Source organism: Micromonospora sp. NPDC003241, from assembly GCF_053589795.1.
This window is the reverse complement of sequence record NZ_JBSFSO010000069.1, coordinates 1-25,455: the sequence shown is the minus strand read 5'-3', so window position 1 is coordinate 25,455 and position 25,455 is coordinate 1. Positions and strand designations below refer to the sequence as shown.

The window sequence follows — 25,455 nt, the reverse complement described above, 5'->3', positions numbered from 1 at the left end:
GGGAACAGCAAGCCGCCGACCTCGTCGCCGAGCACTGGAACAGCTGACCCACCAACACCATCACGACGGCCGGCGCCCCACCCGGGGCGCCGGCCGTCAACACACCACCCGCAAGCACCGCGATACCCGGAAGCGACGCGATGCCCACAAGCACCGCGACACTCGGAAGCGACGCACGTTAGAAAGGGACCCCTGCTATGCACCAGGCGATAGCAGGGGACCCTTCCTTACATCAGGGCGTGGAGGGCGAGGTCGACGTCCTCGGGGGTGGTGTAGAGGTGGAACGAGGCGCGGACCCGACCGGCCCGGACGGCTGCCCGCACCCCGGCCCGTTCCAGCTTGTGCTGCGCGTCGGGCACCTCGACGGTGACGATCGCGCTGTCGCCGGGCGGTCGCCCCAGGCCGGTGAGGAACCGGTTGGCCAGCGCCACGTTGTGCGCGTGCACGGTCGGCACCCCGATCTCCAGCAGCAGTTCCAGCGCCGGAGCCGCACCGACCCAGTTGAACCAGGACGGCGAGATGTCGAACCGGCGGGCGTCGTCGGCGAGCCGCAGCGGCGGCCCGTAGTACGAGGCGTGCGGGTCACTGCCCGCGTACCAACCGGCGGCGTCGGGCCGCAGTCGCTCCCGTAGGGCCGGATCGAGGTACGCGAACCCGGTGCCCCGGGGACCCATCAGCCACTTGTATCCGCCGGCCACGACCACGTCGGCCCGGCTCGCGTCGAACGGCAGCCAGCCGCACGCCTGGGTGGCGTCCACCGCGACGAGCGCGCCGTGGGCCCGGGCCGCCGCGACGATCTCGTCGTACGCGGCCACCGTCCCGTCGGCGGACTGCACCAGGCTGAACGCCACCAGGTCGGTGTCGGAGTTGATCGCGTCGACCAGCCCGTCCAGCGGCACGGTGCGTACCTGCACGCCCCGCTCCTCCTGCACCAGCCAGGGGAAGAGGTTGGAGGTGAACTCGACCTCGGGGACGACCACCCGCGCCCCGGCGGGCAGTGCGGCGGCGACCGGGGCCAGCATCTGGGAGACGACCGCACCGACCGACACGTCGGCCACCGGTACGCCGACCAGCGTGGCGAACGCGGCCCGGGACCGGTCGGTCGTCTCGCTCCAGCCCTCCCAGGAGCCGCGTCCGGCCCGCCACGCCGCGAGCGCGTCCTGCAACGCCTCCCAGGCCGGGTCCGGCGGCAGCCCGTAGCTGGCGGTGTTCAGCCAACCGGGCTGTGGTTGCCACAGTTTCTGCGCCTGTTCCAGTTCCACGCCCCGACGCTAACCCTCGCCACACCCACTACCCAGCGCCAATCCTCGCCCGCTGGCTCCCGAAACCCCCGGCATCCGAAACCCCAGGTTCTTGAAACCTTCGGCGTCCGAAGCCCTCAGCATCCGAAACCCCCGGCATGCGCAGCCGCCGGGCGTCCCGGAACCGCCGAGCACTTGAGCAGGGTCAGCTCACGTTGGCGGGGCCGAGGACGCTCTTGAGGTCACCCATCAGGGCGGTGGTCGGGGCGACGCGGAACAGGCCCAGTCGCCAGGTCTCGACGCGGCCGCTGCGGTGCAGCTTCACGTGCACCTCGGTGTCGCCGGGATGCAGCAGCAGGGTCTCCTTGAGCCGGTCGGCGAGCGGTGGCGTGAGCCGGTTGACCGGGATCGTCAGGGTGACCGGTTTGCTCGCCGGGTTGCTGCTGACGTCCGGCAACTGCATGTCCATCGCCATGATGCGGGGGGTGTCGTCGCGCCGGTCGATCCGGCCCTTGACCACCACGATGGCGTCCTCGGCGATGTACTGCCCGATCACCTCGTAGGTGTTCGGGAAGAACAGCGCCTCCACCCCGCCGGCGAGGTCCTCCAGGGTCGCCGAAGCCCACGCCCGGCCCTGCTTGGTGACCCGACGCTGCACACCGGAGAGGATGCCGGCGAGGGTGACCACCGCGCCGTCGGGCACGGTGCCCTCCTCGGACAGGGTGGCGATGGTGCAGTCGGCCGCCGCGTTCAGCACGTGCTCCAGGCCGAACAGCGGGTGGTCGGAGACGTACAGGCCGAGCATCTCACGTTCGAACGCGAGCTTGTCGCGCTTGTCCCACTCGCCGTCGCTGATGACGGGCATGACCGTGGTGGTGGTCGCCGTCTCGGTGTCGCCGAAGCCCGAACCGAAGAGGTCGTACTGGCCGACGGCCTCCTTGCGTTTGACGTCGGCGTACGCGTCGATGGCGTCGGCGTGCACGGTGAGCAGCGCCTTGCGCGAATGCTTGAGCGAGTCGAACGCCCCGGCCTTGATCAGCGATTCGATGGTCTTCTTGTTGCAGACCACCGCGTCCACCTTGGACAGGAAGTCGTAGAAGTCGGTGTACTCGCTCTTCTCGTCGCGGCACCGCATGATCGCCGCCACCACGTTGGCACCGACGTTGCGGATCGCGCCGAGGCCGAAGCGGATCTCCTTGCCGACCGGGGTGAACGGCCCGGCGGAGGTGTTCACGTCCGGCGGCAGCACCTGGATTCCCATCCGGCGGCACTCCGACAGGTACATGGCCATCTTGTCCTTGTCGTCGCCGACGGAGGTCAGCAACGCCGCCATGTACTCGGCCGGGTAGTGCGCCTTCAGGTACGCCGTCCAATACGACACCAGCCCGTACGCGGCCGAGTGCGCCTTGTTGAAGGCGTACCCGGCGAACGGGACCAGCACGTCCCAGACCTTCTGGACGGCCTCGTCGGAGTAGCCGTGTTCCCGGCAGCCGTCCCGGAACGGGCCGAACTCCTTGTCGAGGATCTCCTTCTTCTTCTTGCCCATCGCCCGACGCAGCAGGTCGGCCTGGCCGAGCGTGTAACCGGCGAGGATCTGCGCGGCGCGCTGCACCTGCTCCTGATAGACGATCAGGCCGTAGGTGGGGGCGAGGATCTCCCGCAGCGGCTCCTCCAGCTCCGGGTGGATCGGGGTGATCTCCTGGAGGCCGTTCTTGCGCAGTGCGTAGTTGGTGTGCGAGTCGACGCCCATCGGGCCGGGGCGGTACAGCGCCAGGACGGCGGAGATGTCCTCGAAGTTGTCCGGCTTCATCATCCGCAGCAGCGACCGCATCGGTCCGCCGTCGAGCTGGAACACGCCCAGGGTGTCGCCCCGGGCCAGCAGCTCGTACGCGGGCTTGTCGTCCAGCGGCAGGCCCAGCAGGTCCAGTTCCTTGCCGTGGTTGAGCTGGATGTTCTTGACCGCGTCGTCGATGATGGTCAGGTTGCGCAGGCCGAGGAAGTCCATCTTCAACAGCCCGAGCGACTCGCACGTCGGGTAGTCGAACTGGGTGATGATGACCCCGTCGGAGTCCCGACGCATCAGCGGGATGTGCTCGATGATCGGCTCGGCCGACATGATCACACCGGCGGCGTGCACACCGGTCTGCCGGATCAGCCCCTCGATGCCCCGGGCGGTGTCGATGACCTTCTTGACGTCGGCCTCGGACTCGTACATGCCGCGGATCTCGCCGGCCTCGGCGTACCGGGGGTGCTTCGGGTCGAAGATGCCTTCGAGCGGGATGTCCTTGCCCATCACGGCCGGCGGCATGGCCTTGGTGATCCGGTCGCCGACCGCGTACGGGTAGCCGAGCACCCGCGCCGAGTCCTTGATCGCAGCCTTCGCCTTGATGGTGCCGAAGGTGGCGATCTGGGCGACCTTGTCCTCACCCCACTTGTCGGTGACGTACTTGATCACCTCACCGCGCCGACGCTCGTCGAAGTCGATGTCGACATCGGGCATGGAGACACGCTCGGGGTTGAGGAACCGTTCGAAGATCAGCCCGTGCGGGATCGGGTCCAGGTCGGTGATGCCCAACGCGTACGCGACCAGCGAACCGGCCGCCGAACCCCGGCCGGGGCCGACCGCGATGCCCTGGTTCTTGGCCCACTGGATGAAGTCGGCGACCACGAGGAAGTACGACGGGAAGCCCATCTGGATGATGACGCCCAGCTCGTACTCGGCCTGCACGACGTGGCCCTCGGGGATGCCCTGCGGGTACCGGCGGGCCAGGCCGACGAAGGTCTCCTTGCGGAACCAGGACTCCTCGGTCTCGCCCTCGGGCACCGGGAAGCGCGGCATCAGGTTGTGGAACTCGAACATCCCGGTCGGGTCGACCCGCTCGGCCACCAGCAGCGTGTTGCGGCAGCCCTCCAGCCAGACGTCGGAGCCGTCCACGCCGCGCATCTCGTCGGCGGACTTGATGTAGTAGCCGCTGCCACCGAACTTGAACCGGTTCGGGTCGGCGACGTTGCTGCCGGTCTGCACGCAGAGCAGCACGTCGTGCGCCTCGGACTGCGCCTCGTGCGTGTAGTGCGAGTCGTTGGTGACCACCGGCGGAATGCCCAGCTTGCGGCCGATCTCGACCAGCCCGTCCCGGACCCTCTTCTCGATGTCCAGGCCGTGGTCCATCAGCTCCAGGAAGTAGTTCTCCTTGCCGAAGATGTCCTGGTACTTCGCGGCGGCCTCGAGGGCCTGCGCGTCGTGGCCGAGCCGCAGCCGGGTCTGCACCTCACCGGAGGGGCAGCCGGTGGTGGCCATCAGGCCGTCGGCGCACTCGGCCAGCAGCTCGGCGTCCATCCGGGGCCACTTGACAAAGTAGCCCTCGGTGTACGCCTTGCTGGTCAGCGTGAAGAGGTTGTGCAGGCCGGTCTTGTTGCGCGCCCAGATCGTCTTGTGCGTGTAACCACCGCTGCCGGAGACGTCGTCGCTCTTCTGCTCCGGCCGACCCCAGCGCACCCGCTTCTTGTGGAACCGCGACTCCGGCGCCACGTACGCCTCGATGCCCAGGATCGGGGTGACCCCGGCGGCCATGGCCTGCTTGTAGAAGTCGTTCGCGCCGTGCATGTTGCCGTGGTCGGTCATCGCCACGGCGGGCATCCCCTGCCGCTTGACCTCGGCGAACAGGTCCTTGAGGCGGGCCGCACCGTCGAGCATCGAATACTCCGTGTGCACGTGCAGATGCGCGAACGAATCGCCCACGGAGCCCCCCGGGTCGGATGATCGAGACGGTCGGGGCTAACCCTAACCCCGCCGCCGGAGGCCGTTCCAGCGCGCCGCGCGCCCCCGGTCCGTCGGGGTGTCGCGGATCATGCCGGCCCGGTCCACCGGCCGGCCACGGCGGCGTGACCAGGCGCAGGCGACCGGTCACGGAGAGGCGCGACCAGGCCGAGACGGCACCCCGCAGGCGGGGCGGCACAGTCACGTGCGGCACGACGACGAGCCGGCGCGGTCGCGGGGCAGCGCGGTCGCGGGGCGGCGCGGTCGCGGGGCGGCGGCGTAGCCTGGAGCGACACCAGCACGGGACGGCGCGATGACCCTGGCGGACGGGATCGACGACCTGGCCGGCGCGGCGGCGCGCGGCGACGCGACGGCGCTCGACGCGCTGCTGACGGCGATCCGCCCCGAGGTGCTGCGGCTGTGCGGCCGGCTGCTGCCCAACCGGGAGGACGCCGAGGAAGCCTGCCAGGACGCCCTGCTCGCGGTGGCCCGGGGCATCGGCCGCTTCGAGGGCCGCGCGTCGTTCCGCACCTGGCTCTACCGGATCACCGCCAACCGGGCCCGCTCGACCTACCGCATGCTGCGGCGGCGGTGGCTCGTCGAGGCCGGCGGGGTGCCGGTGCCCGACCCGCCCGACCCACGCCGCACCAGCGTGGTCGCCGGCACCCGGTTGGACCTGCTGGAGGCGTTGGACGCCCTTCGCCCCGAGTTGGCCGAGGCGCTCACCCTGCGCGACGTGCTCGACCTGGCTTACCGCGAGATCGCCGACCTGCTCGGCCTGCCCGAGGGCACGGTGAAGTCCCGCATCCACGAGGCCCGCCGACAGGTCCGGCAGAGGCTCACCGATGCGGGCGGCTGATCGACCGTCGGCGGCCGGTGGGACCGGCGACCAGCGGGCCGCGTTCCGGCAGATCCGCTTCCGGCAGGTCTGGCTCCGGCAGGTCCGCTTCCGACAGGTCTGGCTCCGGCTGATCCGCCTCCGGTCGGCCATCCCGCTGGTCACCGTGTTCGTGATCGCCGCCGGTTGCGCCGACCAGCCGGTGTCGCCGCTGCCCGTCCGACCCCCTGACCCGCCCCCGCCGTCGTCGGCCGCGTCGTCGTCGACTCCGCCCACCGCGGGCGCGCCACCGCTGGCCGGGCCGCCCACCACCGACGCCCGGCCGCCGACCAGCCGCGCCACGCGGAGCCCGTCGCCGTCCGCGCCGGTCTCGACCACCCGCAGGGGTACGCCCCACCCACCGTCCCCCACCCCGACCGACGCCTGCCTCGGCGCGGTCCGGTACGACCTGGTGCTCGCCGACATCGGCCCGATGCCGTCGTCGCTCTGCTTCGCCACCGGCGGCGTGCTACGGATCCAGGGCATCGGGCCAGGGCAGGTGACCGTGGACCGACCGGAGCTGGCCGACAGTCACTACGAGGCCGGGGTGGTCGACGTCCGCTTCCTGCGCAGCGGCACCGTGGACGTCACCATCCCGCACGAGGGCACGGTCCACGTGGTCACCGTTGTGGTGCGTTAATCGACCCGTACCCGGTCCAGCAGGCTGTCGACGAACGCGTCGGCGGTGTCGGGTGGTGGCACCACCTGCGCGTAGAGCAGACCGGCCGGGGCGCGGGCCGCCGCCTCCACCAGCACCGGCCGGTCCCGGGCACAGTCGAACCGGGCGACCACCCAGTCCAGCCCGCCGCGACGTACCCACCGCACCGGCGCCGGGGCGCAGTCGGCGTGCGGCTGCTCGGCGACGAACCCGGCCGGGTCGGTACGCCGCCCGGCCGACGCGGACAATCCCAGGAACGCACCCGGCACCCTCGGGTCGACGGCCCACCGGTCCGGCTCGGGCGAGACCACCAGGGCCGGTTCGAGCCGCCCGTCCCCGCCGTACCGGCCGGCCCAGCCGGTGCCCGCCGCCCGCCACCCGGCAGGCAGGTCCACGCGCAACACTCCACTCCTCGCGGTACGCGTCACCGCCGTCGCGTCGGCCGCCACCACACCCGCCGTCGCGGTCAACACCAGGACCAGCCCGACCCCACCCCACCGCCAACGCCCCGACCGCACCAGCCCACCGTCCTGCCTGGCGGTTCGGGTGGTTCCGGCCGCTCGGGCGGTCCCGGCGATGTCGGCGATGTCGGCAGTTCGGGTGGTCCCTGCGGTCCTGGCGGCTCGGGCGGTCCCGGCGGTGTCGGCGGTGTCGGCGGTGTCGGCGGCTCGGGCGGTCCTTGCGGTTCCGGTGGTGCCGACGGTTCGGGTGGTTCCGGCGGTTCCGGCGGTTCCGGCGGTTCCGGCGGTTCCGGCGGTTCCGGCGGTTCCGGCGGTTCCGGCGACGGCCCTGTCGCGGGCGTCGGCCGTCGCCCCGCCGATGGTGGTCCCGGTGACGCCCGGGGGCGCAGTGGCAGTATCGGCGGCGGCCAGCAGGGCGGCCCGGAACGCTGCGGCGTCGGGATGGCGGTCGTCCGGTCGCGTCGCCCCGGCCCGGCGCAGCACTCGCGCCACGCCGGGTGGCACGCCCGGCCGCAGCCGGGTCCCCTCGACGTCCAAACGGTCGGCACGTCCGCTCGGCACGCTCGGCACGCTCGGCACGCTCGGCACGCTCGGCACGCTCGGCACGCTCGGCGACATGGTCACGCCCTCCCTTCGAGGGTGGTCGGACAATGCCATCCCGGCCTCGGGTCGCCCCTGGTCGAGCGTAGGGGGCACGCCCTCGGGTCGAGGGTGGCCGTGCGGTGGGGTCGCGTCCTCGGGGCGACGGTGCTCGAACGGTAAGGTCGCGTCCTCGGGGCGACCGTGCTCGGACATCAGAGGCACGTCCCCGAGGCGACCGTGCTCGGACGGTGGGGTCGCGTCCTCGGGGCGAGGGTGGTCGGGCGTTGAGGGCACGTCCTCGGGGCGATGGTGCTCGGGCGGTGGGGTGCCGAGTAGGCACAAGCCGAGGCGGCTCAGCGCGTACACGTCGGCGCGCACGTCCACGACCGCGAGCGGGTCGTCCTGCTCCGGGGCCATGTAGCCGGGGGTGCCGGCGCGCACGGTGAGCCCGGAGGCGACGGCGAGCGCCTTGGCCAGACCGAGGTCGGCGATGAGGACCCGTTCTCCGGCCGGTGTGCGGCGGAACAGGATGTTGCCGGGCGTGAGGTCGCGGTGCACCACCCGATGCCGGTGCAGCACGGCCACTCCGGCGGCGATCTCGCCGAGCACCGTCAGGGCGGTCGGTACCGGCAGCGGCCCGTCGGCGAGCCGGTCCCGCAGGCTGCCCCCGTCGGCCCAGTCCATCACCGTGTACGGCCGCCCGTCCGGCAGCTCGCCGACGGCGCGTACCCGCACCAGCCGGTCGTCCTCCATCCGCCGCAACAGCCGGGCCTCGTCCAGGAAGCGTTCCCGGACGCGTACGTCGTGGTGCCAGTTCTCGGCCAGCACCTTGATCGCCACGTGGGCGTCCAGTCCCGGGTCGTGGGCCAGCCACACGGTCGCGAACGACCCCACTCCCAGCAGCCGCTCCACCCGGTACACCCCGAACCCCGCAGGCATCCCCACCCTCCCACCCTGCCCCTCCCCCACCACCCCGGCAACCACCCCGTCCCACCTCCCCGCCTGCCCGCCACCCACGCCCCGCCCACCGTCCACGTCCACGCCCGCCCCACCACGCCCACTACGCCCGCACCGCCCCGCCGATCATGGAGTTGTGGCAGTTCCATAACGCCCATATCAGTACAACGTCAGAACCTCTACTCCATGATCGATAGGTCGGAACCCCAACTCCATGATCGATGGAGCCTGACGATGGGATTTCCCAGCTGGTGCGGCCAACCCCTCGCCCGACCATCCACATCAGAACGCGTCTTGCCGAGGACTGGGCGCGCGCAGCGGATGACCAAGGAGTTTGTGCCCTCAACACCCTCCAAAGTGACCAAAACTTCTTGATCAACCCGGGCCAGGCGTGCCCGGACCAAGCGTGCCCGGACCAGGCGTGCCCGGACCAAGCAGGGCCCGGACCAAGCGGGCCCGGACCAGGTGGGGTGGCGGGTGGGGGTGGAGGGGTAAGGCTGGGGGAGAAAGGTGGGTGGGGTGGCGAACCGGGAGGGCGGGGGCGGAGACGAAGGGGGTAGGAACTCGATGCCGAGGAGGCGATCTCCGTGCACCGTCTCGTGTATGTCGCTGTCGCGACCGTCCTGGCCCTCGTCGGGGCCACTCCGGCCCAGGCCGGGTCCGGATCCCGATCCGCCGCCCAGCCTGCGGCGTCTACCGGTGTCGCCGCTGTCCGGGCGGGTACCGATCTGTTGAGTGTCCAGGGGGCCGGTCCGTTCCGGATCGGGGCGTCCCTGGACCGGCTGACCGCCGCCGGGCTCATCGACTGGAGCGTCCCGGGCTGCGGGGGCGTGGTGGACGCCGGGGTGACCGGCGAGTGGGCGGGTGTCGTCCTGCTGACGTTCCAGCATGGGCGGCTGGTCCAGGTGTTCACGGCCACCGCACCGCCGTACTCCCCGGCCGGGGCGGGCGTGGGAATGAGCTTCGACCGGTTGGAGGCGATCTACGGCCCGCGTGGTGAGTTGATCCGCAACGACGCCGACACCGCCAGCGCGTACCTGGTGCGGGTCGGCTCGCGGGTGGAGTTGTTCACCGGGCACCCGATCCGGCCCGGAGTGGGTGGCTTCCAGGTGGGCCCGGCGGCCTACGTGGAGCGCACCTTCCGGCAGAGCATCGCCTGCTGACCGATCGCGCGCACAAGAAGGCCGCGCGAGCACAACGAGCCGATCGCCCCGGGCGACAGTGCCCGGGGCGATCGGCGGTCGGTGGACCTCAGTGCATCGGCAGGCCGGCCTCCTGGCGGGCCCGCTCGTCGCCGCTGACGGTGTGCAGTGCCTTCTCACGGATGAAGAGCACCGCGACCAGGGCGAGGAACGCGATCGGCGCGCCGATGAGGAACAGTTCGGAGGTGGCGGTGGCGTACGCGTCGCGCACGATCACCAGCACCGGCTCGGGCAGCGCGGACAGGTCGGGTACCTCGGTGGTGCCGCCGTCTGCGGCGCCTGCCGCCGGGCCGAGCTGCGCGGTCATCAGGCCGGTGACCCGGTTGGCCAGGACCGCGCCGAGGGCGCTCACCCCGATCGCGCCGCCCATGCTGCGGAAGAAGGTCAGCACGGAGGTGGCCGCGCCCAGTTCGTGGGCGGGTACGTCGTTCTGTGCCGCCAGCACCAGGTTCTGCATGAGCATGCCGACGCCGGTGCCGAGGATCGCCATGTAGGTGAAGAGCAGCGGCAGCGGGGTCTCGGTGCCGATGGTGGAGAGCAGGAGCATGCCGACGACCATCACGGCGGCGCCGGCCACCAGGTACGCCTTCCACCGGCCGTACTTGGTGATGAGCTGGCCGGCGACCGTGGAGGAGACCAGCAGTCCGAGGATCATCGGCAGGCTCATCAGTCCGGCGACGGTCGGTGACTTGCCCAGCGAGGTCTGGAAGTACTGGGACAGGAAGACGGTGCCGCCGAAGAGGGCGACGCCGACCAGCATGCTCGCGATGGTGGTGAGCGCGACGGTCCGGCTGCGGAAGATCTTCAGGGGAATGATCGGCTCGGGGACCCGGGCCTCGACCCAGATCGCCGCGCCGAGCAGCGCCAGGCCGCCGACGACCATCAGCGCGGTCCAGCCGGAGGCCCAGGCGAACTTGTGCCCGGCCAGCGAGGACCAGATCAGCAGCGTGGACACCCCGGCGGTGATCAGTGCGGCGCCGGCCCAGTCGATGCGTACCCGGCGGCGGGTGACCGGCAGGTGCAGCGTGCGCTGGAGCAGCACGATGGAGAGGATGCTGAACGGCACGCCGATCAGGAAGCACCAGCGCCAGCCCAGCCAGGAGGTGTCGACCAGGACGCCGCCGATCAGCGGGCCGGCGATGGTGCCGACACCGAAGACGGCGCCGAAGATGCCGGCGTAGCGGCCCAGTTCGCGCGGCGGGATCATGGCCGCCATCACGATCATCGCGAGCGCGGTCATGCCGCCTGCGCCGATGCCCTGCACCACCCGGCTGAACAGCAGCACCTCGACGGTGCGGGAGAGGCCGGCGATCAGCGAGCCGACCACGAACAGGCCGAGGGAGAGCTGGATGAGCAGCTTCTTGCTGTAGAGGTCGGCCATCTTGCCCCAGAGCGGCACAGTGGCGGTCATCGCCAGCAGCTCGCTGGTCACGATCCAGGTGTAGACGGTCTGGCTGCCCTGCAGGTCGGCGATGATGCGGGGCAGCGCGTTCGCCACCACCGTCGAGGCGAGAATCGCCACGAACATGCCGACCATCAGCCCGGAGAGGGCCTGGAGGACCTCCCGGCGGGACATCGTGCCGCTGCCCGCCTCGGGGGCGCCGATCGGCTCGGTTGTTGCGGTCATGGACGCTTCCTCACGCGTGGTTCTGCCCGGGGCACGGTCGCGCCCGGGGTGGTGGCAGGTCGGTGTGCGGCGGCGGTCAGCCGGTACGCGGGTCGGGCAGTCCCGCCGCGACGGTGGCGAACGCCTCGTCGAGCAGCGCGGCGAGGGAGCCGGCGCCGTCGCAGGTCGCCCAGCGGATCATCGCGGTACGCAGTGCGGCCCCGGCGACCGCGACGACGAGCGCCGGGTACGCGTCGGTGGCCGGGCATCCGGTGCGGGCGGCGACCGCCTCGACCAGCGCCCGTTCGGTGACCGCGTTGCCGGAGATCAGGCGGGCCAACAGCACCGGGTGCTGGCTGACCACCCGCATCCGCAGCAGCGACAGTTCGGCGTTGCCCTGGACCTCGTCGACGACCTCGGCGAAGGCACGCCGGAGCGCCTCCAGCGTCGGCAGGTGCGCGGGGACGGCGGCGAGCGCGCCCAGCACCACCTCCCGGTCCGCCTCGGTGTCGCCGATCAGGGCGTCGTCCTTGGTCGGGAAGTAGTTGAAGAAGGTGCGCGAGGAGACGTCGGCCGCCTCGCTGATCTCCTCGACGGTGACCTGGTCGAGTCCGCGTTCGGCGACCAGGCGCAGCGCGGCGGTGGCGAGGGCGGCGCGGGTCTGCCGCTTCTTGCGGTCGCGCCGACCCAGCGGCGTGGAGTGTTCCGAGGTCACGGCAGAACTGTAGGGCCAAAAGTGCAGCCTCTGCAAAGTTTTATTTTGTGACGTGAAACGCCTCGTTCCGACACCATGTCGCGCAGCAGACACTATTGCGTGCTGGACAATGGTGTGTGGCGCACACTATCGTGTGATGCATGGTCAGCGACGACGTCCTGCGGACACACCTCCAGGAGCTACGCCGGGGAACGGTGGTGGTGGCCAGCCTGGTCGCGCTGCGCCGACCCGACTACGGCTACGCGCTCCTGCAACGGCTCACCGGGCACGGCTTCCCGGTGGACGCCAACACCCTCTATCCCCTGCTGCGGCGACTGGAGGAGCAGGGGCTCCTGAGCAGCGAGTGGAACACCGAGGAGAGCCGGCCGCGCAAGTTCTATCGCACCAGCGAGTCCGGCGAGCAGGTGCTGCGCCGACTGCTCGACGACCTCTCCGCCGTACAGACCTCCCTCACCGACCTGATCGAAGGAGCCGAGAGATGACGACCTCCCTGACCGACCGGTATCTCGCCGCCACGCTGCGTTCCGTGCCGACCGGGCGGCGTGCGGAGATCGCCGACGAGCTGCGCGCGTCGATCGCCGACATGGTCGACGGCCGGACCGCCGCCGGGCTCGACGCCACCACCGCCGAGCGCGAGGTGCTCACCGAGCTGGGCAACCCGGCACAGTTGGCCGCCCGCTACAGCGACCGGAGACTCCAGCTCATCGGCCCGGAGTACTACCCGTCCTGGCAACGCCTGATGATCGTGCTGCTGAGCACCGTGCCCGCCGTCGTCGGCGTACTGATGGGCGTGCTGGAGGCCACCACCGCCGAGAACCCGGCCGGCGCGGTCGGCGAGGGCATCGGGGCGGCGTTCAACGTCGCCGTGCACATCGGCTTCTGGGTGACGCTGGTCTTCGCGGCGATGGAACGGTTCGGCACCCCGCTGCACCTGCCGGAGTGGACCGTCGACCACCTGCCCGAGGAGCCCGTCGAGCGGGACGTCACCCTCACCGACACGGTGGCCTCGATCGTGTTCCTCGGCCTCACCATCGCCTTCCTGCCCTGGCAGCAGTTCCAGCGCGTGATCGGTGACGGCGGCGACCGGCTGCCGATCCTCGACCCGGCGCTCTGGTCGTTCTGGCTGCCGGTGTTCCTCGTGGTCCTGGTCGCCAGCATCGGTCTGGAGTTCGCCAAGTACCGGGCCCGCCGGTGGACCTGGCCGCTGGTCGGCGTCAACGTCCTGCTCAACCTGGGCTTCGCGGTGCCGGCGATCTGGCTGCTCCAGGGCGAGCGGCTGCTCAACCCGGAGTTCGTCGACCGTTTCGCCTGGCTGCGCGACGGCGGCCTCGCCACGGTCAGCCGGATCAGCATCGTGGTGATCGTCGTGATCGCCATCTGGGACGTCGCCGACAGCGCGGTCAAGGCATACCGGGCCGGACGCTGATCCGACAGTCGGGTGAGGGCGGGACGCATGGCGTTCCCGCCCTCACCGGGCGTACACCTCAGGGGAGAACGGGCAGCTCTGGACCGCCGCCCGTACGATCATGAGCGCTGGAACCGACGTGCAACCGAGGGAGCGGCCATGGAACTGATCATCGGATTGCTGTGTCTGGTGGTGATCGTCGTAGCGGTGCTCGGCTTCGGCGTGTCGATCTACAACGGGCTGGTCCGGGCCCGCAACGCGTACCGCAACGCCTTCGCCCAGATCGACGTGCAGCTGGTCCGCCGGCACGACCTGATCCCCAACCTGGTGGAGACCGCCAAGGGATACCTCAAGCACGAGCGGGAGACGCTGGAGGCGGTCATCTCGGCGCGCAACAACGCCGTCAGCGCGCAGACCGCCGCGTCGGCCGCGCCCGGCGACCCGGCGGCGATGCAGCAGCTCAGCGGCGCGGAGAACGCGCTGAGCGCCACCCTGGGCCGGCTGTTCGCGCTCTCCGAGGCGTACCCGGACCTCAAGGCCAACCAGAACATGATGCAGCTCTCCGAGGAGCTGACCTCCACGGAGAACCGGGTCGCCTTCGCCCGGCAGGCGTACAACGACTCGGTGATGGCCTACAACAACAAGCGCGAGGTGTTCCCCGCGAGCATGCTGGCCGGGATGTTCTCGTTCGGTCCGGCGGCGCTGTTCCAGCCGGACGACCCGACGCAGCGGAACGCCCCGCAGGTGTCGTTCTGAGGCACCGATGAACTTCTTCGAACGACAGCGCCAGGTACGCCGACTGTCGACCCGCCTGGTCCTGCTCTTCGTGCTGGCCGTGGTCGGCATCGTGGTGGTGGTGAACCTCGCGGTGGTGTTCGCCTTCAACGTCGGCACCAGCAACCCGCCCCAGCTCGCCGGGCTGGTCGTGATGGTCACCGTGGCCACCCTCGCCGCGATCGGGCTGGCCGCGACGGTGCGGACGCTCACCCTGCGCGGCGGTGGCGGGAAGGTGGCCCGTGAGCTGGGCGGGGTCCCGGTGCCGTCGGACACCACCGACCCGGAGCTGCGGCGGCTGCGCAACGTCGTCGAGGAGATGGCGCTGGCCTCCGGCGTACCCGTGCCCGAGGTCTACATCCTGCCCGAGGAGACCGCGATCAACGCCTTCGCGGCGGGGTGGAGCCCGTCCGACGCGGCCGTCGCGGTCACCCGGGGCGCGCTGCAACGACTCAACCGCGACGAACTCCAGGGAGTCATCGCCCACGAGTTCAGCCACGTGGTCAACGGCGACATGCGGCTCAACATCCGGCTGATGGGCCTGCTGTTCGGCATCCTGTTCCTGACCGTGGTCGGTCGGGGGCTGGCCCGTGCCGGCGCCCTCGGCGGCGGACGGAGCCGCAACAGCAACAACGGCGGTGCCCTGCCGTTCATGCTGGTCGGGCTGGCGTTGCTGGTGGCCGGCTACATCGGGGTGCTCGCCGGTCGGCTCATCCAGGCGTCGGTGTCCCGGCAGCGGGAGTACCTCGCCGACGCCTCGGCCGTGCAGTTCACCCGGCAGACCAGCGGCATCGCCGGGGCGCTGAAGAAGATCGGTGGCCTCTCCGACGGCTCCGAGCTGCGCACGCCCAAGCGCGACGAGGTCGGGCACATGCTCTTCGGCGCGGCGGGCCGGGCGTCCTGGCTCGCCACCCACCCACCGCTGGCCAAGCGGATCCAGGCGTTGGAGCCCTCGTTCGACCCGAACGAGCTGCGGCAGCTCGCCCAGCGCTGGGCCGCCGCACCGCCGTCGGGACGGCAGGAGGACATCGCCCTCGGCCTGGCCCCGAGCGCTCCGGGCGGCGCGCCCGCCCGCCGCGACTCCGCCCGCCCGGGCGCGCCGACGCTGCCGGTGGAGGGCACCCGGGTACGCGTCGCGCCGGCCGAGATGCTGGGCCGGGTGGCCGCGCCCACCGAGACGGCGTACACGCACGCCGCCGCGATCCTCGACCGCATCCCGGAGCACCTGCTGGACCGGGCCCGTAACCGGGACTCGGCCGCGCCACTGGTGCTCGGGCTGCTGCTCGCGGCCGAGCCCGACGTCCGGCAGCACCAGCACGAGGCCATCGCCCGGAAACACGGTCCGGCGCTGGCCGACGCCGCGCTGCGGGAGGCCGGTGAGCTGTCCGGGCTGCACCCGATGCTCCGGCTGCCCCTGGCCGAGCTGGCGTTCCCGGCCCTGCGGGCCCGCACCGACGCCGAACTCGAATCGCTGATGGCGGCCGTCTTCACGCTGATCCACGCCGACGGCGCGATCAACGTGTCCGAGTACTGCCTGTCCCGGCTGCTGCTGGCCGAGATCCAGGAGTCGCTCAAGCCGGACTCCCGGTGGCGCACCGACCGCCGTACGCTCACCGACGCCCGTTCCGCGGCGGCCTACCTGCTGGCCATCCTGGCCCAGGTCGGACACGGCGACCGGGCCGCCGCCGAGCGGGCGTTCCAGGCCGGTGTCGCCACGCTGCTGCCCGACACCTCGCTGCCGTACGCGCCGCCGGAGAACGGCGTCCTGGCGCTGGAGACCGCCTGGCCGGTGCTGGACGGGCTGCGTCCGGGCGACAAGGAACGGCTGGTCGCGGCCGTGGTGGCGGTGATCAGCCACGACGGGATGATGACCGTGCCGGAGATCGAGCTGCTGCGTACCATCTGCGGCCTGCTGCACTGCCCGCTGCCGCCGATGGCCGGCGACGGCATCGGCTGACCGCCGCGCTGTCCGCCGGTCGGGCCTGTCAGGGCGCGACCGGCGCGGCGGCCGGACGCCGGTCCTGCCACTCGCGGGCCAGCATCGCGTAGATCACCTCGTCGGCCCACTCCCCCTTGACGTACTCGTTCTCCCGCAGGTGGGCCTCACGCCGCATGCCCAGTCGGGTCAGCACCTGCGCGGAGGCGGTGTTGCGGGCGTCCAGTCGACCGACCACCCGGTGCAGGTCGTACCGGTCGAAGGCCAGCGCCAGCATGGCCTGGGCCGCCTCGGTCGCGTAGCCGCGTCCCCGGTGGTCCGGATGCAGCAGGTAGCCGATCTCGCCCTGCCGGTGTTCCTCGCTGGTCCAGCACAACAGCACGTCGCCGACGAGCTGCCCGGTCTCCCGCAGCACCGCCGCCAACTGGATCGCGTCGCCCTGTTCCCGCAGCGCGGTCCGCTGCTGCCGCCGCACCAGCACCTCGCGGGTGCCGTCGAGGTCGAGGGGTGCCTCGCTGTAGAGGTAGCGGTGGGCGGCCGGGTCGGCGAAGTAGGCGTGCAGGCCGGTCAGGTCGGCGGGCTGGAAAGCACGCAAGTGCAGCCGCTCGGTCTCGATCGGCAGGTCAGGCGTGAACACCGGGGCAGGCTACCCGGTGGCGGGATGGCATTCTCAGCAGGTGACCTCCGAGAGCAGCGACGACTGGCGGCGGCCGGGCCCCACGCCCGAGCAGCAGCGCTTGGACCTCTACGCCGGGCTGGCCGCGACGGTCATCGCCCTGTTCAGCCTCACGCTGGCCCGCAGCACCGGCACGTTCCTGCTCGGGCCGCCGCCGTCCTGGCTCGAACAGATCCTCTGGACCGTCGCGGTGCCGCTGCCGCTGATCTGGCGACGCCGGTACCCGGTCGTCACCGCGCTGGTCGTGTCCGCCGCGTTCATCGGTGCCCAGGTCCGGGCCGTTCCCGAGTGGCAGCTCTCCCAGTGGGCGCTGTTCGCCGCCATCTTCACGCTCGGCGCCTGGGGGCCGGACCACCGGCTGTCCCGGCGGCTGCGGATCGGCATCATCGCCGCCATGTTCGGCTGGCTGGCCATCGCGTACGCGATCAGCCTCGACGAGATCACCCCGGACTCCTTCGAGAACGCGATCGGCCCGGTGCCGCCGGTGCTCGCCGCGATCGTCACCGGTCTGCTGATCAACGTGTTGTTCTTCGGGTTCGCGTACTTCTTCGGCGAGACCGCCTGGATCGCCGCCCGGCGGCAGCACGAGCTGGCCGAGCAGGCCGAACGGCTGCGCCGGTCGCAGGCCGAGGCCCGGCAGCACGCGGTGGTCGGCGAGCGGGTCCGGATCGCCCGGGAGCTGCACGACGTGGTCGCCCACCACGTGTCGGTGATGGGGGTGCAGGCGGCGGCCTGCCGCCGGGTCTTCGACAAGGATCCGGCCAAGGCGCGGACCGCGCTCGCCTCGATCGAGGAGTCGGCCCGGACGGCGGTGGACGAGCTGCGCCGGATGCTCGGGGTGCTGCGTGCCAGGGACAACGGCCCGGAGGGCACCGGGCAGCCCGCCGGGGTCGACCAGATCGCCGCCGTGGTGGACCGGGCGCGGGAGGCCGGGCTGCACGCCACGCTGGGCGTGTACGGCGAGCCGACGCCGCTGCCCGAGTCGGTGTCCCAGGCCGCGTACCGGGTGGTGCAGGAGGCGGTGACGAACGTGTTGAAGCACGCGAGCGGGGCGACCCTGCTCGACGTCCGGGTCCGCTATCTGGCTCAGGAGATGGAGGTCGAGGTGACCGACGACGGCCGGGCCACCCGCCCGGCGAACGACGACGGGCTGGGACTGGTCGGGATGCGGGAGCGGGTCGCCACCCACGACGGCGAGCTGGAGGTGGGTGCGCGTACCGGTGGTGGGTGGCGGGTGCGGGTCCGCTTCCCGCTGCCGCTGGCGGCCGGGAGCACGACGTGACCGGGGCGACGCCGCCGGTCCGGGTGCTGCTCGCCGACGATCATCACCTGGTGCGGACCGGCTTCCGGGTGATCCTGGAGATCGAGGACGACATCGAGGTGGTCGGCGAGGCCGCCGACGGGGAACGGGCGGTCGCCATGGCCCGGGCGCTGCGCCCGGACGTGGTGCTGATGGACGTTGAGATGCCCGGCGTGGACGGGTTGGAGGCCACCCGCCGGATCAGCACCGAGACGGACGAGCCGGGCGGCCCCGCCGTGCTCATGCTCACCACGTTCGACCGCGACGACTACCTGTTCGCCGCGTTACGCGCCGGGGCGAGCGGGTTCCTGCTCAAGAACGGCACGCCGGAGTCGCTGGTCGACGCCATCCGGGTGGTGGCCCGGGGAGACGGTCTGCTCGCCCCGGAACTCACCCGCCGGGTGATCGCCACGTTCGCCCGGCCCGGCGGCCCGGCCGGGACCGTCGGCGGTCCCACCCCGGAGGAGGCGCTGCGCGACCTGACCCCCCGGGAGCGGGAGGTGCTGGTCCTGGTGGCCGGCGGTGCCAGCAACGCCGAGATCGCCACCGCCCTGCATCTGGGCGAGGCGACCGTGAAGTCACACGTGAGCCGGGTACTGGCCAAGTTGGGTCTGCGTGACCGGGTGCAGGCGGTGGTCTTCGCGTACGAGCAGGGGGTGGTCCGGCCGGGGGGATGACCTCCACCCGGAGGAGGAGCCCGGATTTCCGTCGACGGACGGAGGGCAATCGATGATCACGCTCCTAGCGTGGAGAGCGTGACCACGGTACTCCGCCTCGACGGCGTCGACCGCAGCTTCGGCGACCGTCAGGTACTCAACAATGTGTCCTTCGATGTCGTCGCCGGGCGGATGACCGGCTTCGTCGGCGGCAACGGCGCCGGCAAGACCACCACCATGCGGATCATCCTCGGCGTCCTCGCCGCCGACTCGGGTCGGGTGACGTGGCGGGACGCGCCGCTGAGCCGGGAGATCCGGGGCCGGTTCGGCTACATGCCCGAGGAGCGCGGTCTCTATCCCAAGATGAGCGTCCGTGAGCAGGTGGTCTATCTGGGCCGGCTGCACGGGCTGACCGCCGAGGGCGCCCGGCGCGCCACCGACGACCTGCTGGAGCGGGTCGGCCTCGGCGAGCGCGGCGACGACCTGCTGGAGACGCTGTCGCTGGGCAACCAGCAACGCGCCCAGATCGCCGCCGCCCTGGTGCACGACCCCGAGGTGCTGGTGCTCGACGAGCCGTTCTCCGGGTTGGACCCGATGGCCGTGGACACCGTCGTGGCCGTACTGCGCGAGCGGGCCGCCGCCGGTGCCCCGGTGCTCTTCTCCAGCCACCAGTTGGACGTCGTCGAGCGGCTCTGCGACGACCTGGTGATCATCGCCGACGGGTCGATCCGGGCCGCCGGCAGCCGTGACGAGCTGCGGGCCGCGTACACCACGCCCCGTTACGAGCTGGTCGTGGAGACCGACGCCGGCTGGCTGCGGGACCAGCCCGGGGTCACCCTGGTCGACCTGGACGGCGCCCGCGCCGTCGTCGACCTGACGCCCGGCGCGGACGAGCAGGTCGTGTTGCGCGCCGCGTTGGAGCGCGGCCCGGTCCGCACGTTCCGTCCGGTCACGCCCACCCTCGCCGAGATCTTCCGAGAGGTCGCCCAGTGAACACGATGCAGGCCACCCGACTGGTCGCCGCCCGCGAGATCCGGGTCAAGCTGCGCGACCGCACCTTCCTGATCAGCACGGTCGTCTTCCTGCTGATCGCCGCGGCGGCGACCATCCTGCCGCCGCTATTCTCCGGCGGGCCGTCCACCGTGGCGGCGACCGAGGCGGCGGCGGCTCCGCTGCGCGCGGCCGGTCTGGAGGTACGCGTCGTACCCGACGACGCCGCCGCCGAGCAGGCCGTCCGCGACGGTGACGCGGACGCCGCAGTCGTCGCCGGCCCGAGGGTGCTGGCCATGAACGACGCCCCGGGCGACGTGGTCAACGCGTTGAGCACCCGGCCTCCGGTCGAGCTGCTGAACCCGGACGCGATCGATCCGCTGCTGGCCTTCCTGGTGCCGTTCGCCTTCGCGTTCATCTTCTTCGTCACCTCGCAGACGTTCGGCGTGCAGATCGCGCAGAGCATCATCGAGGAGAAGCAGACCCGGATCGTGGAGATCCTCGTCGCGGCCGTACCGGTCAAGGCGTTGCTGGCCGGCAAGATGCTCGCCGGCACGATCCTCGCGCTCGGCCAGATAGCCCTGGTGGCCCTGGTCGCGGTGGCCGGCATGGCGATCAGCGGCAGCACCGACATGCTCACCCTGCTCGGCCCGGCCATCGGCTGGTTCATCCCGTTCTTCCTGCTCGGCTTCGTGCTGATCGCGGCCATGTGGGCGGCGGCCGGTGCGCTGGTCAACCGGCTGGAGGACATCGGTGGGGTGTCGACGCCGGTGCAGCTCGCGGTGATGCTGCCGTTCTTCGGGGTGGTCTTCCTCAACGACAACCCCACCGCCATGACGGTGCTGTCCTACCTGCCGTTCTCGTCGCCGACGGCGATGCCACTGCGGCTGTTCGCCGGGGACGCAGCGATCTGGGAGCTGTTCGCCTCGCTGGCGCTGCTGCTGGTGGCGGCGGCCGGGTTCCTGCTGGCCGGGGCCCGCGTCTACGAGGGGTCGCTGCTGCGCACCAACGGCCGCACCTCGCTGCGGACCGCCTGGCGGGAGCGCGAGACGATCGGCTGACCGGCCGACCCGCGCCCACGCGCCGGCGTCCCCCTGCGGGGACGTCGGCGCGTCGCCGTCAGCGCCCTCGGGCGAGCGTGAGCTGCGGCAGGGCGTGCCGTCGGTACCCACGCGCGACCTTGAGTTGCCGCAGGGCGTGCCGTCAGTACCCACGCGCAACCTTGAGTTGCCGCAGGGCGTGCCGTCAGTACCCGCGCGCGACCTTGAGTTGCGGCAGGTCGCGGGTGAACTCGCGGAAACCGACGCCGAGGTACATGCTCCGGGCGGCCGGGTGGCCCGGTGCGCCGAGGCAGGCGACCAGCATGCGGCGTGCCCCGGCCGACCGGGCGAGCCGCATCCCGTAGAGCTGCAACGCGGTGCCCAGTCCCCGCCGCCGGAAGTCCCGGTGGGTGCCGACCGGCTCGAACTCGGCGGTCCGAGTCGCCTCGTCCAGCCAGACGATCGCGGTCGCGGCGAGCGTGCCGTCCGGCGCCTCGACCAGCACGTGCAGGTCGGCGCGGTAGGGCCAGGTCCGCTGCACCCGCGCGCACGCGGTCTCGGTGAAGCTGGACCGGTGCCAGGCGTCCCGGTGCGCCTGGGTCAGGGCCGCCACCGACAGGTGCTCGGCGGTACGCAGCCGGAAGCCCTCGGGCAACACCGGCTCCGGCACGTCGACCAGGTCCCGCGCGTTGAACTGGATCCAGGAGCCGGTGTCCGAGCCGGTCTCGGCGTCGAACGCGTACCCGTGGGCGGCCACCGCGGCACGCGACGCCGCGTCCCCGACCTGCACGGTCAGCGCGCGGTCGACGTCGCCAGCCACCTCGTCGTACCAGCCGAGGACCTCGGGCAGCAGCTCCGGCCGGTCCGGATGCGCCTGCCAGATCAGGTTGGCCCTGGTGACCTCGCGGAACGTCCCGTCGCTGCGCGCGATCCGGTGCGGCAGATAGGCCCACCCCCACGCGGCCAGCCGGTCGTCGACGAACCACAGCCGGTGCCGCCAGTGTCGGTGCAGGGCGTCGTGGTCCTTGGCCCACCCCCAGGCCAGCTCACCGACGGTCGCCTCACCGTTGACCAGCTCCGGCCGCCGGGCCATCACCTGCTGGGCCAGCCCCTGCATCAACCGCAGCTCGTGCGGGCCGAGATCTGTCATCCGGGCACCCTCGCAGGGCTCCGGCCGACTGTCGAGGCATTTCGGTGCCGAGTCGGGGCAGGCCAGCGCATCGGGCCGCCCGAGTTCCGTCGGTTGGCCGCCAAGGTCAGCGGGTCGGTCGCCGTGGTCCGTCAGTCGCCGTGGTTCGTCGGTCGCCGTGGTCCGTCAGTCGCCGTGGTCGTCGGGTCAGTCACCGTCGTCGTCGGGTCGGTCGCCGACGGTCAGCAGGGGACGGCGGACCAGCCGGCGGGCAGGCGCGGGGTCGGCCAGGCCGGGTCGGGCCGCCAGGTCGCCCAGGACTCGTCCCACCAGCGTTCCCCGGCGTCGAGGAGGGCGGCGATCCGGTCGCCTTCGGCGCGGATCGCCTCGCCCATCCCCGGATAGCGCCCCTCCACCAACCGTTGGGCGAAGATCTCCACATCCTTGAAGACGTACCGGTCGGCGTCGGCCGCCCACCACAGGTCCAGCTCGTGGTCGAGGGTGTCGACCCCGATCGGGGTACGCCGGAATGGGTCCTGGAGGTTGAAGTACCACCCGGCGAAGACGCGCTGCGGACCGGCCCAGAACACGTCGACCGAGTGGGCCTCACCGGGGCGCTGGAGCATCAGTTTGCCGTGCCCGCGCCACGCGGTCTGCCCGGCCGTCTGCCACGGGTGCCGTCCGCACGGGAAGACGCCCTCGTCGGGGAACCCGAACGCGGCCCCCGTCGGCAGATAGAGCGCCAGCAGGTCGGCGGAGTCCTCGACGCAGATCGTCGGCACGGCGAACCAGACCTCACGGCCCTGCTCCTGATCACGCTCATGATCACGCTCGATCCGGGATCGAGTGGCTTCCCCCGCCCGCCGAGACCACTCGATCCCGGATCGAGCGCGCCGTGACGCCGTTCGCGGCACCTCGAAGCGCAGGATCTCCCGGCGGACGACCACGTCGCCGGGGCTGAACCGTCCCGTCTCCGTCACCGCTCCCCCAGCCTCGGGTCAGTCCCCCGCCAGCTCCGGCCGATGCTCCCTGATCCACGCCTGCACATCCGACTTCCGCCACACCTTGCCCATGGCTAGAACGGCAAGCGGCTCCGGGAAGTTGCGCTGGTTGGCGATGACAGACGCGCGCTGCCGGGAGACGTTCCCCAACATCTCGCGGATCTCCGACACGCCGACCAGCTCCATAGGTTGACAATGACAGCGACGATCACTCTCGACGGCGACAACTACGGAGTCTATTGACGCAAGCAACAGGCGACGGCAGCATGAGGGCATGAGCATGCGCACGCCCAACCCGCCGCCTGCTCGGCGTGAGCCGCTGGGTCGGCTGCACCCGGTGTACCGGCACCTGCCCGAGCGGCCCGGCTGGACGTGTCGGGCGTGCGCGCGGGACTGGCCCTGTCCGGCGGCCCGGATGCTGCTGCGGGTCGAGTACGACGTGGACCGGGTGGGTCTCTCCGTCTATCTCGCCGGCCAGTTGTTCGACGCCACCGGCGACCTGTTGCGGCTGACCGAGGGCGCACCACCGTCACCCGGCGAGCTGTTCGACCGCTTCCTGGCCTGGGCGACCCCGCAGTCCTGGCGTCAGCCGCAGGGCAGGCAGCAACCGCAGGCCGGGCGACCGCCACAGTCCGGGCGGCAGTCACAGTCCGGACGACCGCCACAGTCCGGGCGAGCGCCGCAGCTCGGGCGGCAGCCACCTCTCCGGCCACAGCCATCTCACCGAGCTGAAATGTCACCCGTTACTGATAGAAGTCCAGCACCCACCGACCCGAGGAGCAGGATCATGGACGTACGCGACGCGGCCCAACGGTGGGCCGACGCCTGGGCCACGGGCTGGCCCGCCCAGGACGGCGAACGCATCGTCGAATTGCAGGCCGAGCAGGGCGACCACTGGGCGTCGATGTTCCGCCCCTGCCGGGGCCGCGCCGGGCTGCGCGCCTACGTCGAGGAGTGCTTCGGCGAGGAGACCCGACGGGCCGAGGTCTGGTTCGGCGTGCCACGGGTCGACGGCGACACCGCGACCGTCGAGTACTGGGCGATCACCTACCCGTACGACCAGCCGGTCACCCTCTCCGGCTGCACGGTGGTCCGTTTCGACGCCGACGGCCTGGTCACCGAGTCCCGCGACTACTCGCATGCCAAGGAGGGCCGTTTCCCCCCACCCACCGGCCTGTTCGCCGACCGCCACCGGTAGATCTTGGACAGTTACCGTCCTCGCGAAACAGCAACTCTCCAAGATCTCCGAGATGGCGACGCCGGACGAGCGGATCGGCCCGGTTGAGGACGCGGCGGAAGGTCAGCCCTCGGGCAGGGGCAGCGGAGGCTCGGCCCCGGGAAAGAGCGGCGGAGGCTCAGAGCGGCGGAGGCTCAGCCCCTCCGGCACGGGCGGCGGAGGCTCAGCTACCGGGCAAGAGCGGCGGAAGCTCAGCTCTCGGGGAGGGCGCGCATGGTGCGCAGCGGGGAGAAGACGACCCAGAGCACCCCGAGCAGGGCGCCGAGGGCGGCGATCCAGAGGGCGGGCCGTACCCCCAGCGTCGCGCCGAGTGCCCCGCCGACCAGGGCGCCGATCGGCCGGATGCCGTGGTTGACGGTGCGCCGGAAGCCGGACACCACCGCGAGCATCGCCACCGGAGTGGCGGCGATCTGCACCGAGCCGACCGCGATGTCGAGGATCATGACGCCCAGCGCGGAGACGAACTCGGCGGCGAACAGCATCGCGAGCACCACCGGCTGCGGTCCTGCGGCCAACGGCACGAGCAGCAGCGGGGCCGGAAAGACCACGAAACCGAGGAGCACTGCGGGGCCGAGGTCGAGTCACGCGCCGGTCAGGTGATCCGCTCCTGGCTCAGTTGAGGCACGAGCCGGGCGACGGTTTCGAAAACCGCGTCCTGATGAAGAACGACCAACTTGAGTCGCATGGCGGTGGCGATCACGAGGTGGTCCGCCACGGAAAGCCCCTGGTGGGCGCTCTGGTTGGCGAGTTCCTGCCGCACTGCCCGCACCACCTGCCAGGCATCGTCCGGGACGGGAACCCACGGGTAGACGTCACGCAGGGCACGCTCGACCCGCTCGTACGCCTTGGCGTCGGCGATGGTCAGGGTCTCCACGAGCACCGGGTCACAGATCGCGATGAGGCCGCGACTCGCCAGCTCGGACCACTGCGGTTCGGTCTGGCGGCGCACGATCCGGACCAGGGCGCTCGTATCGATCAGTACTTCACCGGTCGAGTTCGTCGAGTCGATCGAAATGGAAGCCACCAGACTCGGCGATGGCCTCCAGGTCGGCCAGGGCCTGCTTTCGCCGCACACGGCCGGCCTCCACCGCCTGCCGGAGCGCCGCCGTCACCGTCTCCTTCACGGTGGCGGTCCCTAGACGAGTAAGTCCTAACGGCCTCGGGGTGTGGGCATAGGCGAAGGGTGTTGATGATCCGTTTGTGACGACAGACCTCAACACCCTTCTGACCGCACTGTACGTGAAGATCGACGATT

General features: G+C 71.6%; 23 protein-coding genes and 1 pseudogene. 12 read left to right on the top strand and 12 right to left on the bottom strand.

What is annotated here, in order from left to right:
* Positions 1-227: 227 nt before the first annotated feature.
* Together ACWDVW_RS31190 and dnaE are read right to left on the bottom strand one after the other, a co-directional pair.
* A complete protein-coding gene (locus tag ACWDVW_RS31190) occupies positions 228-1,262 on the bottom strand; it encodes an aminotransferase class V-fold PLP-dependent enzyme (protein WP_449956159.1) in 1,035 nt (344 codons plus the stop codon).
* Positions 1,263-1,446: 184 nt separating this feature from the next.
* On the bottom strand, positions 1,447-4,980 hold the full coding sequence (dnaE, locus tag ACWDVW_RS31185; protein ID WP_449956156.1) for a DNA polymerase III subunit alpha: 3,534 nt from the start codon (positions 4,978-4,980) through the stop codon (positions 1,447-1,449).
* Positions 4,981-5,311: 331 nt separating this feature from the next.
* Between dnaE and ACWDVW_RS31180 the strand changes: the two genes are divergently transcribed.
* Both ACWDVW_RS31180 and ACWDVW_RS31175 read left to right on the top strand, forming a co-directional pair.
* Complete coding sequence (locus ACWDVW_RS31180) at positions 5,312-5,857, top strand: RNA polymerase sigma factor (protein ID WP_449956153.1); 546 nt, start codon at positions 5,312-5,314, stop codon at positions 5,855-5,857.
* Entirely contained in the window at positions 5,844-6,515 is a 672-nt protein-coding gene (locus ACWDVW_RS31175; RefSeq protein ID WP_449956150.1) for a hypothetical protein, read from the top strand. The genes ACWDVW_RS31180 and ACWDVW_RS31175 overlap by 14 nt, the downstream gene beginning before the upstream one ends.
* Here the strand turns inward: ACWDVW_RS31175 and ACWDVW_RS31170 are convergent.
* Positions 6,512-8,515 carry a protein kinase domain-containing protein gene (locus ACWDVW_RS31170; RefSeq protein ID WP_449956148.1) on the bottom strand — a complete coding sequence of 668 codons (2,004 nt, stop codon included), beginning with the start codon at positions 8,513-8,515 and terminating at the stop codon, positions 6,512-6,514. The two genes, ACWDVW_RS31175 and ACWDVW_RS31170, sit on opposite strands and share 4 nt — an antisense overlap.
* Before the next feature lie 749 nt (positions 8,516-9,264).
* On the opposite strand from ACWDVW_RS31170, the gene ACWDVW_RS31165 reads away from it, so the two are divergent.
* The gene (locus ACWDVW_RS31165) at positions 9,265-9,696 is read left to right on the top strand and encodes a hypothetical protein (RefSeq protein WP_449956146.1); all 432 of its coding nucleotides are present in this window, start codon (positions 9,265-9,267) and stop codon (positions 9,694-9,696) included.
* Positions 9,697-9,784: 88 nt separating this feature from the next.
* On the opposite strand, the gene ACWDVW_RS31160 is transcribed toward ACWDVW_RS31165, so the two are convergent.
* Together ACWDVW_RS31160 and ACWDVW_RS31155 are read right to left on the bottom strand one after the other, a co-directional pair.
* Positions 9,785-11,362 carry an MDR family MFS transporter gene (locus tag ACWDVW_RS31160; RefSeq protein WP_449956144.1) on the bottom strand — a complete coding sequence of 526 codons (1,578 nt, stop codon included), beginning with the start codon at positions 11,360-11,362 and terminating at the stop codon, positions 9,785-9,787.
* A 76-nt stretch (positions 11,363-11,438) separates the two neighbouring features.
* Positions 11,439-12,056 carry an acyl-CoA-like ligand-binding transcription factor gene (locus tag ACWDVW_RS31155; RefSeq protein ID WP_396752689.1) on the bottom strand — a complete coding sequence of 206 codons (618 nt, stop codon included), beginning with the start codon at positions 12,054-12,056 and terminating at the stop codon, positions 11,439-11,441.
* A gap of 140 nt (positions 12,057-12,196) precedes the next feature.
* Here ACWDVW_RS31155 and ACWDVW_RS31150 point away from each other — a divergent pair, with 140 nt between their 5' ends.
* The 4 genes from ACWDVW_RS31150 to ACWDVW_RS31135 all read left to right on the top strand — a co-directional run bounded on the left by ACWDVW_RS31150 (position 12,197) and on the right by ACWDVW_RS31135 (position 16,192).
* The gene (locus tag ACWDVW_RS31150; protein WP_396752691.1) at positions 12,197-12,538 is read left to right on the top strand and encodes a PadR family transcriptional regulator; all 342 of its coding nucleotides are present in this window, start codon (positions 12,197-12,199) and stop codon (positions 12,536-12,538) included.
* Positions 12,535-13,482, top strand: coding sequence for a permease prefix domain 1-containing protein (locus ACWDVW_RS31145; protein ID WP_449956139.1), 948 nt, complete (start codon positions 12,535-12,537; stop codon positions 13,480-13,482). The genes ACWDVW_RS31150 and ACWDVW_RS31145 overlap by 4 nt, the downstream gene beginning before the upstream one ends.
* A gap of 138 nt (positions 13,483-13,620) precedes the next feature.
* The gene (locus ACWDVW_RS31140) at positions 13,621-14,217 is read left to right on the top strand and encodes a LemA family protein (RefSeq protein ID WP_191088701.1); all 597 of its coding nucleotides are present in this window, start codon (positions 13,621-13,623) and stop codon (positions 14,215-14,217) included.
* A gap of 7 nt (positions 14,218-14,224) precedes the next feature.
* Entirely contained in the window at positions 14,225-16,192 is a 1,968-nt protein-coding gene (locus tag ACWDVW_RS31135; RefSeq protein ID WP_449956136.1) for a M48 family metallopeptidase, read from the top strand.
* 28 nt (positions 16,193-16,220) lie between these two features.
* Here the strand turns inward: ACWDVW_RS31135 and ACWDVW_RS31130 are convergent, their stop codons facing one another.
* Entirely contained in the window at positions 16,221-16,808 is a 588-nt protein-coding gene (locus tag ACWDVW_RS31130; RefSeq protein ID WP_449956133.1) for a GNAT family N-acetyltransferase, read from the bottom strand.
* 40 nt (positions 16,809-16,848) lie between these two features.
* Here ACWDVW_RS31130 and ACWDVW_RS31125 point away from each other — a divergent pair, with 40 nt between their 5' ends.
* From ACWDVW_RS31125 to ACWDVW_RS31110, 4 genes are all read left to right on the top strand, one after another.
* The gene (locus ACWDVW_RS31125; RefSeq protein WP_449956130.1) at positions 16,849-18,129 is read left to right on the top strand and encodes a histidine kinase; all 1,281 of its coding nucleotides are present in this window, start codon (positions 16,849-16,851) and stop codon (positions 18,127-18,129) included.
* Positions 18,126-18,824: a response regulator transcription factor gene (locus ACWDVW_RS31120; RefSeq protein ID WP_350695070.1), complete on the top strand. Its 699-nt coding sequence runs from the start codon at positions 18,126-18,128 to the stop codon at positions 18,822-18,824. The genes ACWDVW_RS31125 and ACWDVW_RS31120 overlap by 4 nt, the downstream gene beginning before the upstream one ends.
* 78 nt (positions 18,825-18,902) lie before the next feature.
* On the top strand, positions 18,903-19,796 hold the full coding sequence (locus ACWDVW_RS31115; RefSeq protein ID WP_449956128.1) for an ABC transporter ATP-binding protein: 894 nt from the start codon (positions 18,903-18,905) through the stop codon (positions 19,794-19,796).
* Positions 19,793-20,854, top strand: coding sequence for an ABC transporter permease (locus tag ACWDVW_RS31110; protein WP_449956125.1), 1,062 nt, complete (start codon positions 19,793-19,795; stop codon positions 20,852-20,854). The genes ACWDVW_RS31115 and ACWDVW_RS31110 overlap by 4 nt, the downstream gene beginning before the upstream one ends.
* Positions 20,855-21,038: 184 nt before the next feature.
* Here the strand turns inward: ACWDVW_RS31110 and ACWDVW_RS31105 are convergent, their stop codons facing one another.
* From ACWDVW_RS31105 to ACWDVW_RS31095, 3 genes are all read right to left on the bottom strand, one after another.
* Complete coding sequence (locus ACWDVW_RS31105; protein ID WP_449956122.1) at positions 21,039-21,983, bottom strand: GNAT family N-acetyltransferase; 945 nt, start codon at positions 21,981-21,983, stop codon at positions 21,039-21,041.
* A 221-nt stretch (positions 21,984-22,204) separates the two neighbouring features.
* Complete coding sequence (locus ACWDVW_RS31100) at positions 22,205-22,942, bottom strand: DUF402 domain-containing protein (RefSeq protein WP_449956120.1); 738 nt, start codon at positions 22,940-22,942, stop codon at positions 22,205-22,207.
* Positions 22,943-22,960: 18 nt separating this feature from the next.
* Positions 22,961-23,149: a hypothetical protein gene (locus ACWDVW_RS31095; protein WP_131053944.1), complete on the bottom strand. Its 189-nt coding sequence runs from the start codon at positions 23,147-23,149 to the stop codon at positions 22,961-22,963.
* Positions 23,150-23,237: 88 nt separating this feature from the next.
* Here ACWDVW_RS31095 and ACWDVW_RS31090 point away from each other — a divergent pair, with 88 nt between their 5' ends.
* Entirely contained in the window at positions 23,238-24,161 is a 924-nt protein-coding gene (locus ACWDVW_RS31090) for a nuclear transport factor 2 family protein (protein WP_449956117.1), read from the top strand.
* Between the two features lie 230 nt (positions 24,162-24,391).
* Here the strand turns inward: ACWDVW_RS31090 and ACWDVW_RS31085 are convergent.
* From ACWDVW_RS31085 to ACWDVW_RS31075, 3 genes and pseudogenes are all read right to left on the bottom strand, one after another.
* Positions 24,392-24,781, bottom strand: a pseudogene (locus ACWDVW_RS31085) (MFS transporter); the annotation flags it as partial.
* An 11-nt stretch (positions 24,782-24,792) separates the two neighbouring features.
* Positions 24,793-25,224, bottom strand: a complete 432-nt coding sequence (locus tag ACWDVW_RS31080) for a PIN domain-containing protein (protein WP_449956115.1) — start codon at positions 25,222-25,224, stop codon at positions 24,793-24,795.
* Positions 25,184-25,324 carry a hypothetical protein gene (locus tag ACWDVW_RS31075; RefSeq protein ID WP_449956112.1) on the bottom strand — a complete coding sequence of 47 codons (141 nt, stop codon included), beginning with the start codon at positions 25,322-25,324 and terminating at the stop codon, positions 25,184-25,186. Before ACWDVW_RS31075 ends, ACWDVW_RS31080 begins: the two co-directional genes overlap by 41 nt.
* Positions 25,325-25,455 lie beyond the last annotated feature (131 nt).

Excerpts from the sequence above, each read along its gene's own strand:
- ACWDVW_RS31175 (WP_449956150.1), top strand. The coding sequence starts at position 5,844 with ATGCGGGCGGCTGATCGACCGTCGGCGGCCGGTGGGACCGGCGACCAG.
- ACWDVW_RS31090 (WP_449956117.1), top strand. The coding sequence starts at position 23,238 with ATGAGCATGCGCACGCCCAACCCGCCGCCTGCTCGGCGTGAGCCGCTG.
- ACWDVW_RS31180 (WP_449956153.1), top strand. The coding sequence starts at position 5,312 with ATGACCCTGGCGGACGGGATCGACGACCTGGCCGGCGCGGCGGCGCGC.
- ACWDVW_RS31140 (WP_191088701.1), top strand. The coding sequence starts at position 13,621 with ATGGAACTGATCATCGGATTGCTGTGTCTGGTGGTGATCGTCGTAGCG.
- ACWDVW_RS31135 (WP_449956136.1), top strand. The coding sequence starts at position 14,225 with ATGAACTTCTTCGAACGACAGCGCCAGGTACGCCGACTGTCGACCCGC.
- ACWDVW_RS31150 (WP_396752691.1), top strand. The coding sequence starts at position 12,197 with ATGGTCAGCGACGACGTCCTGCGGACACACCTCCAGGAGCTACGCCGG.
- ACWDVW_RS31095 (WP_131053944.1), bottom strand. The coding sequence starts at position 23,149 with ATGGAGCTGGTCGGCGTGTCGGAGATCCGCGAGATGTTGGGGAACGTC.
- ACWDVW_RS31105 (WP_449956122.1), bottom strand. The coding sequence starts at position 21,983 with ATGACAGATCTCGGCCCGCACGAGCTGCGGTTGATGCAGGGGCTGGCC.
- ACWDVW_RS31145 (WP_449956139.1), top strand. The coding sequence starts at position 12,535 with ATGACGACCTCCCTGACCGACCGGTATCTCGCCGCCACGCTGCGTTCC.
- ACWDVW_RS31170 (WP_449956148.1), bottom strand. The coding sequence starts at position 8,515 with ATGCCTGCGGGGTTCGGGGTGTACCGGGTGGAGCGGCTGCTGGGAGTG.
- ACWDVW_RS31160 (WP_449956144.1), bottom strand. The coding sequence starts at position 11,362 with ATGACCGCAACAACCGAGCCGATCGGCGCCCCCGAGGCGGGCAGCGGC.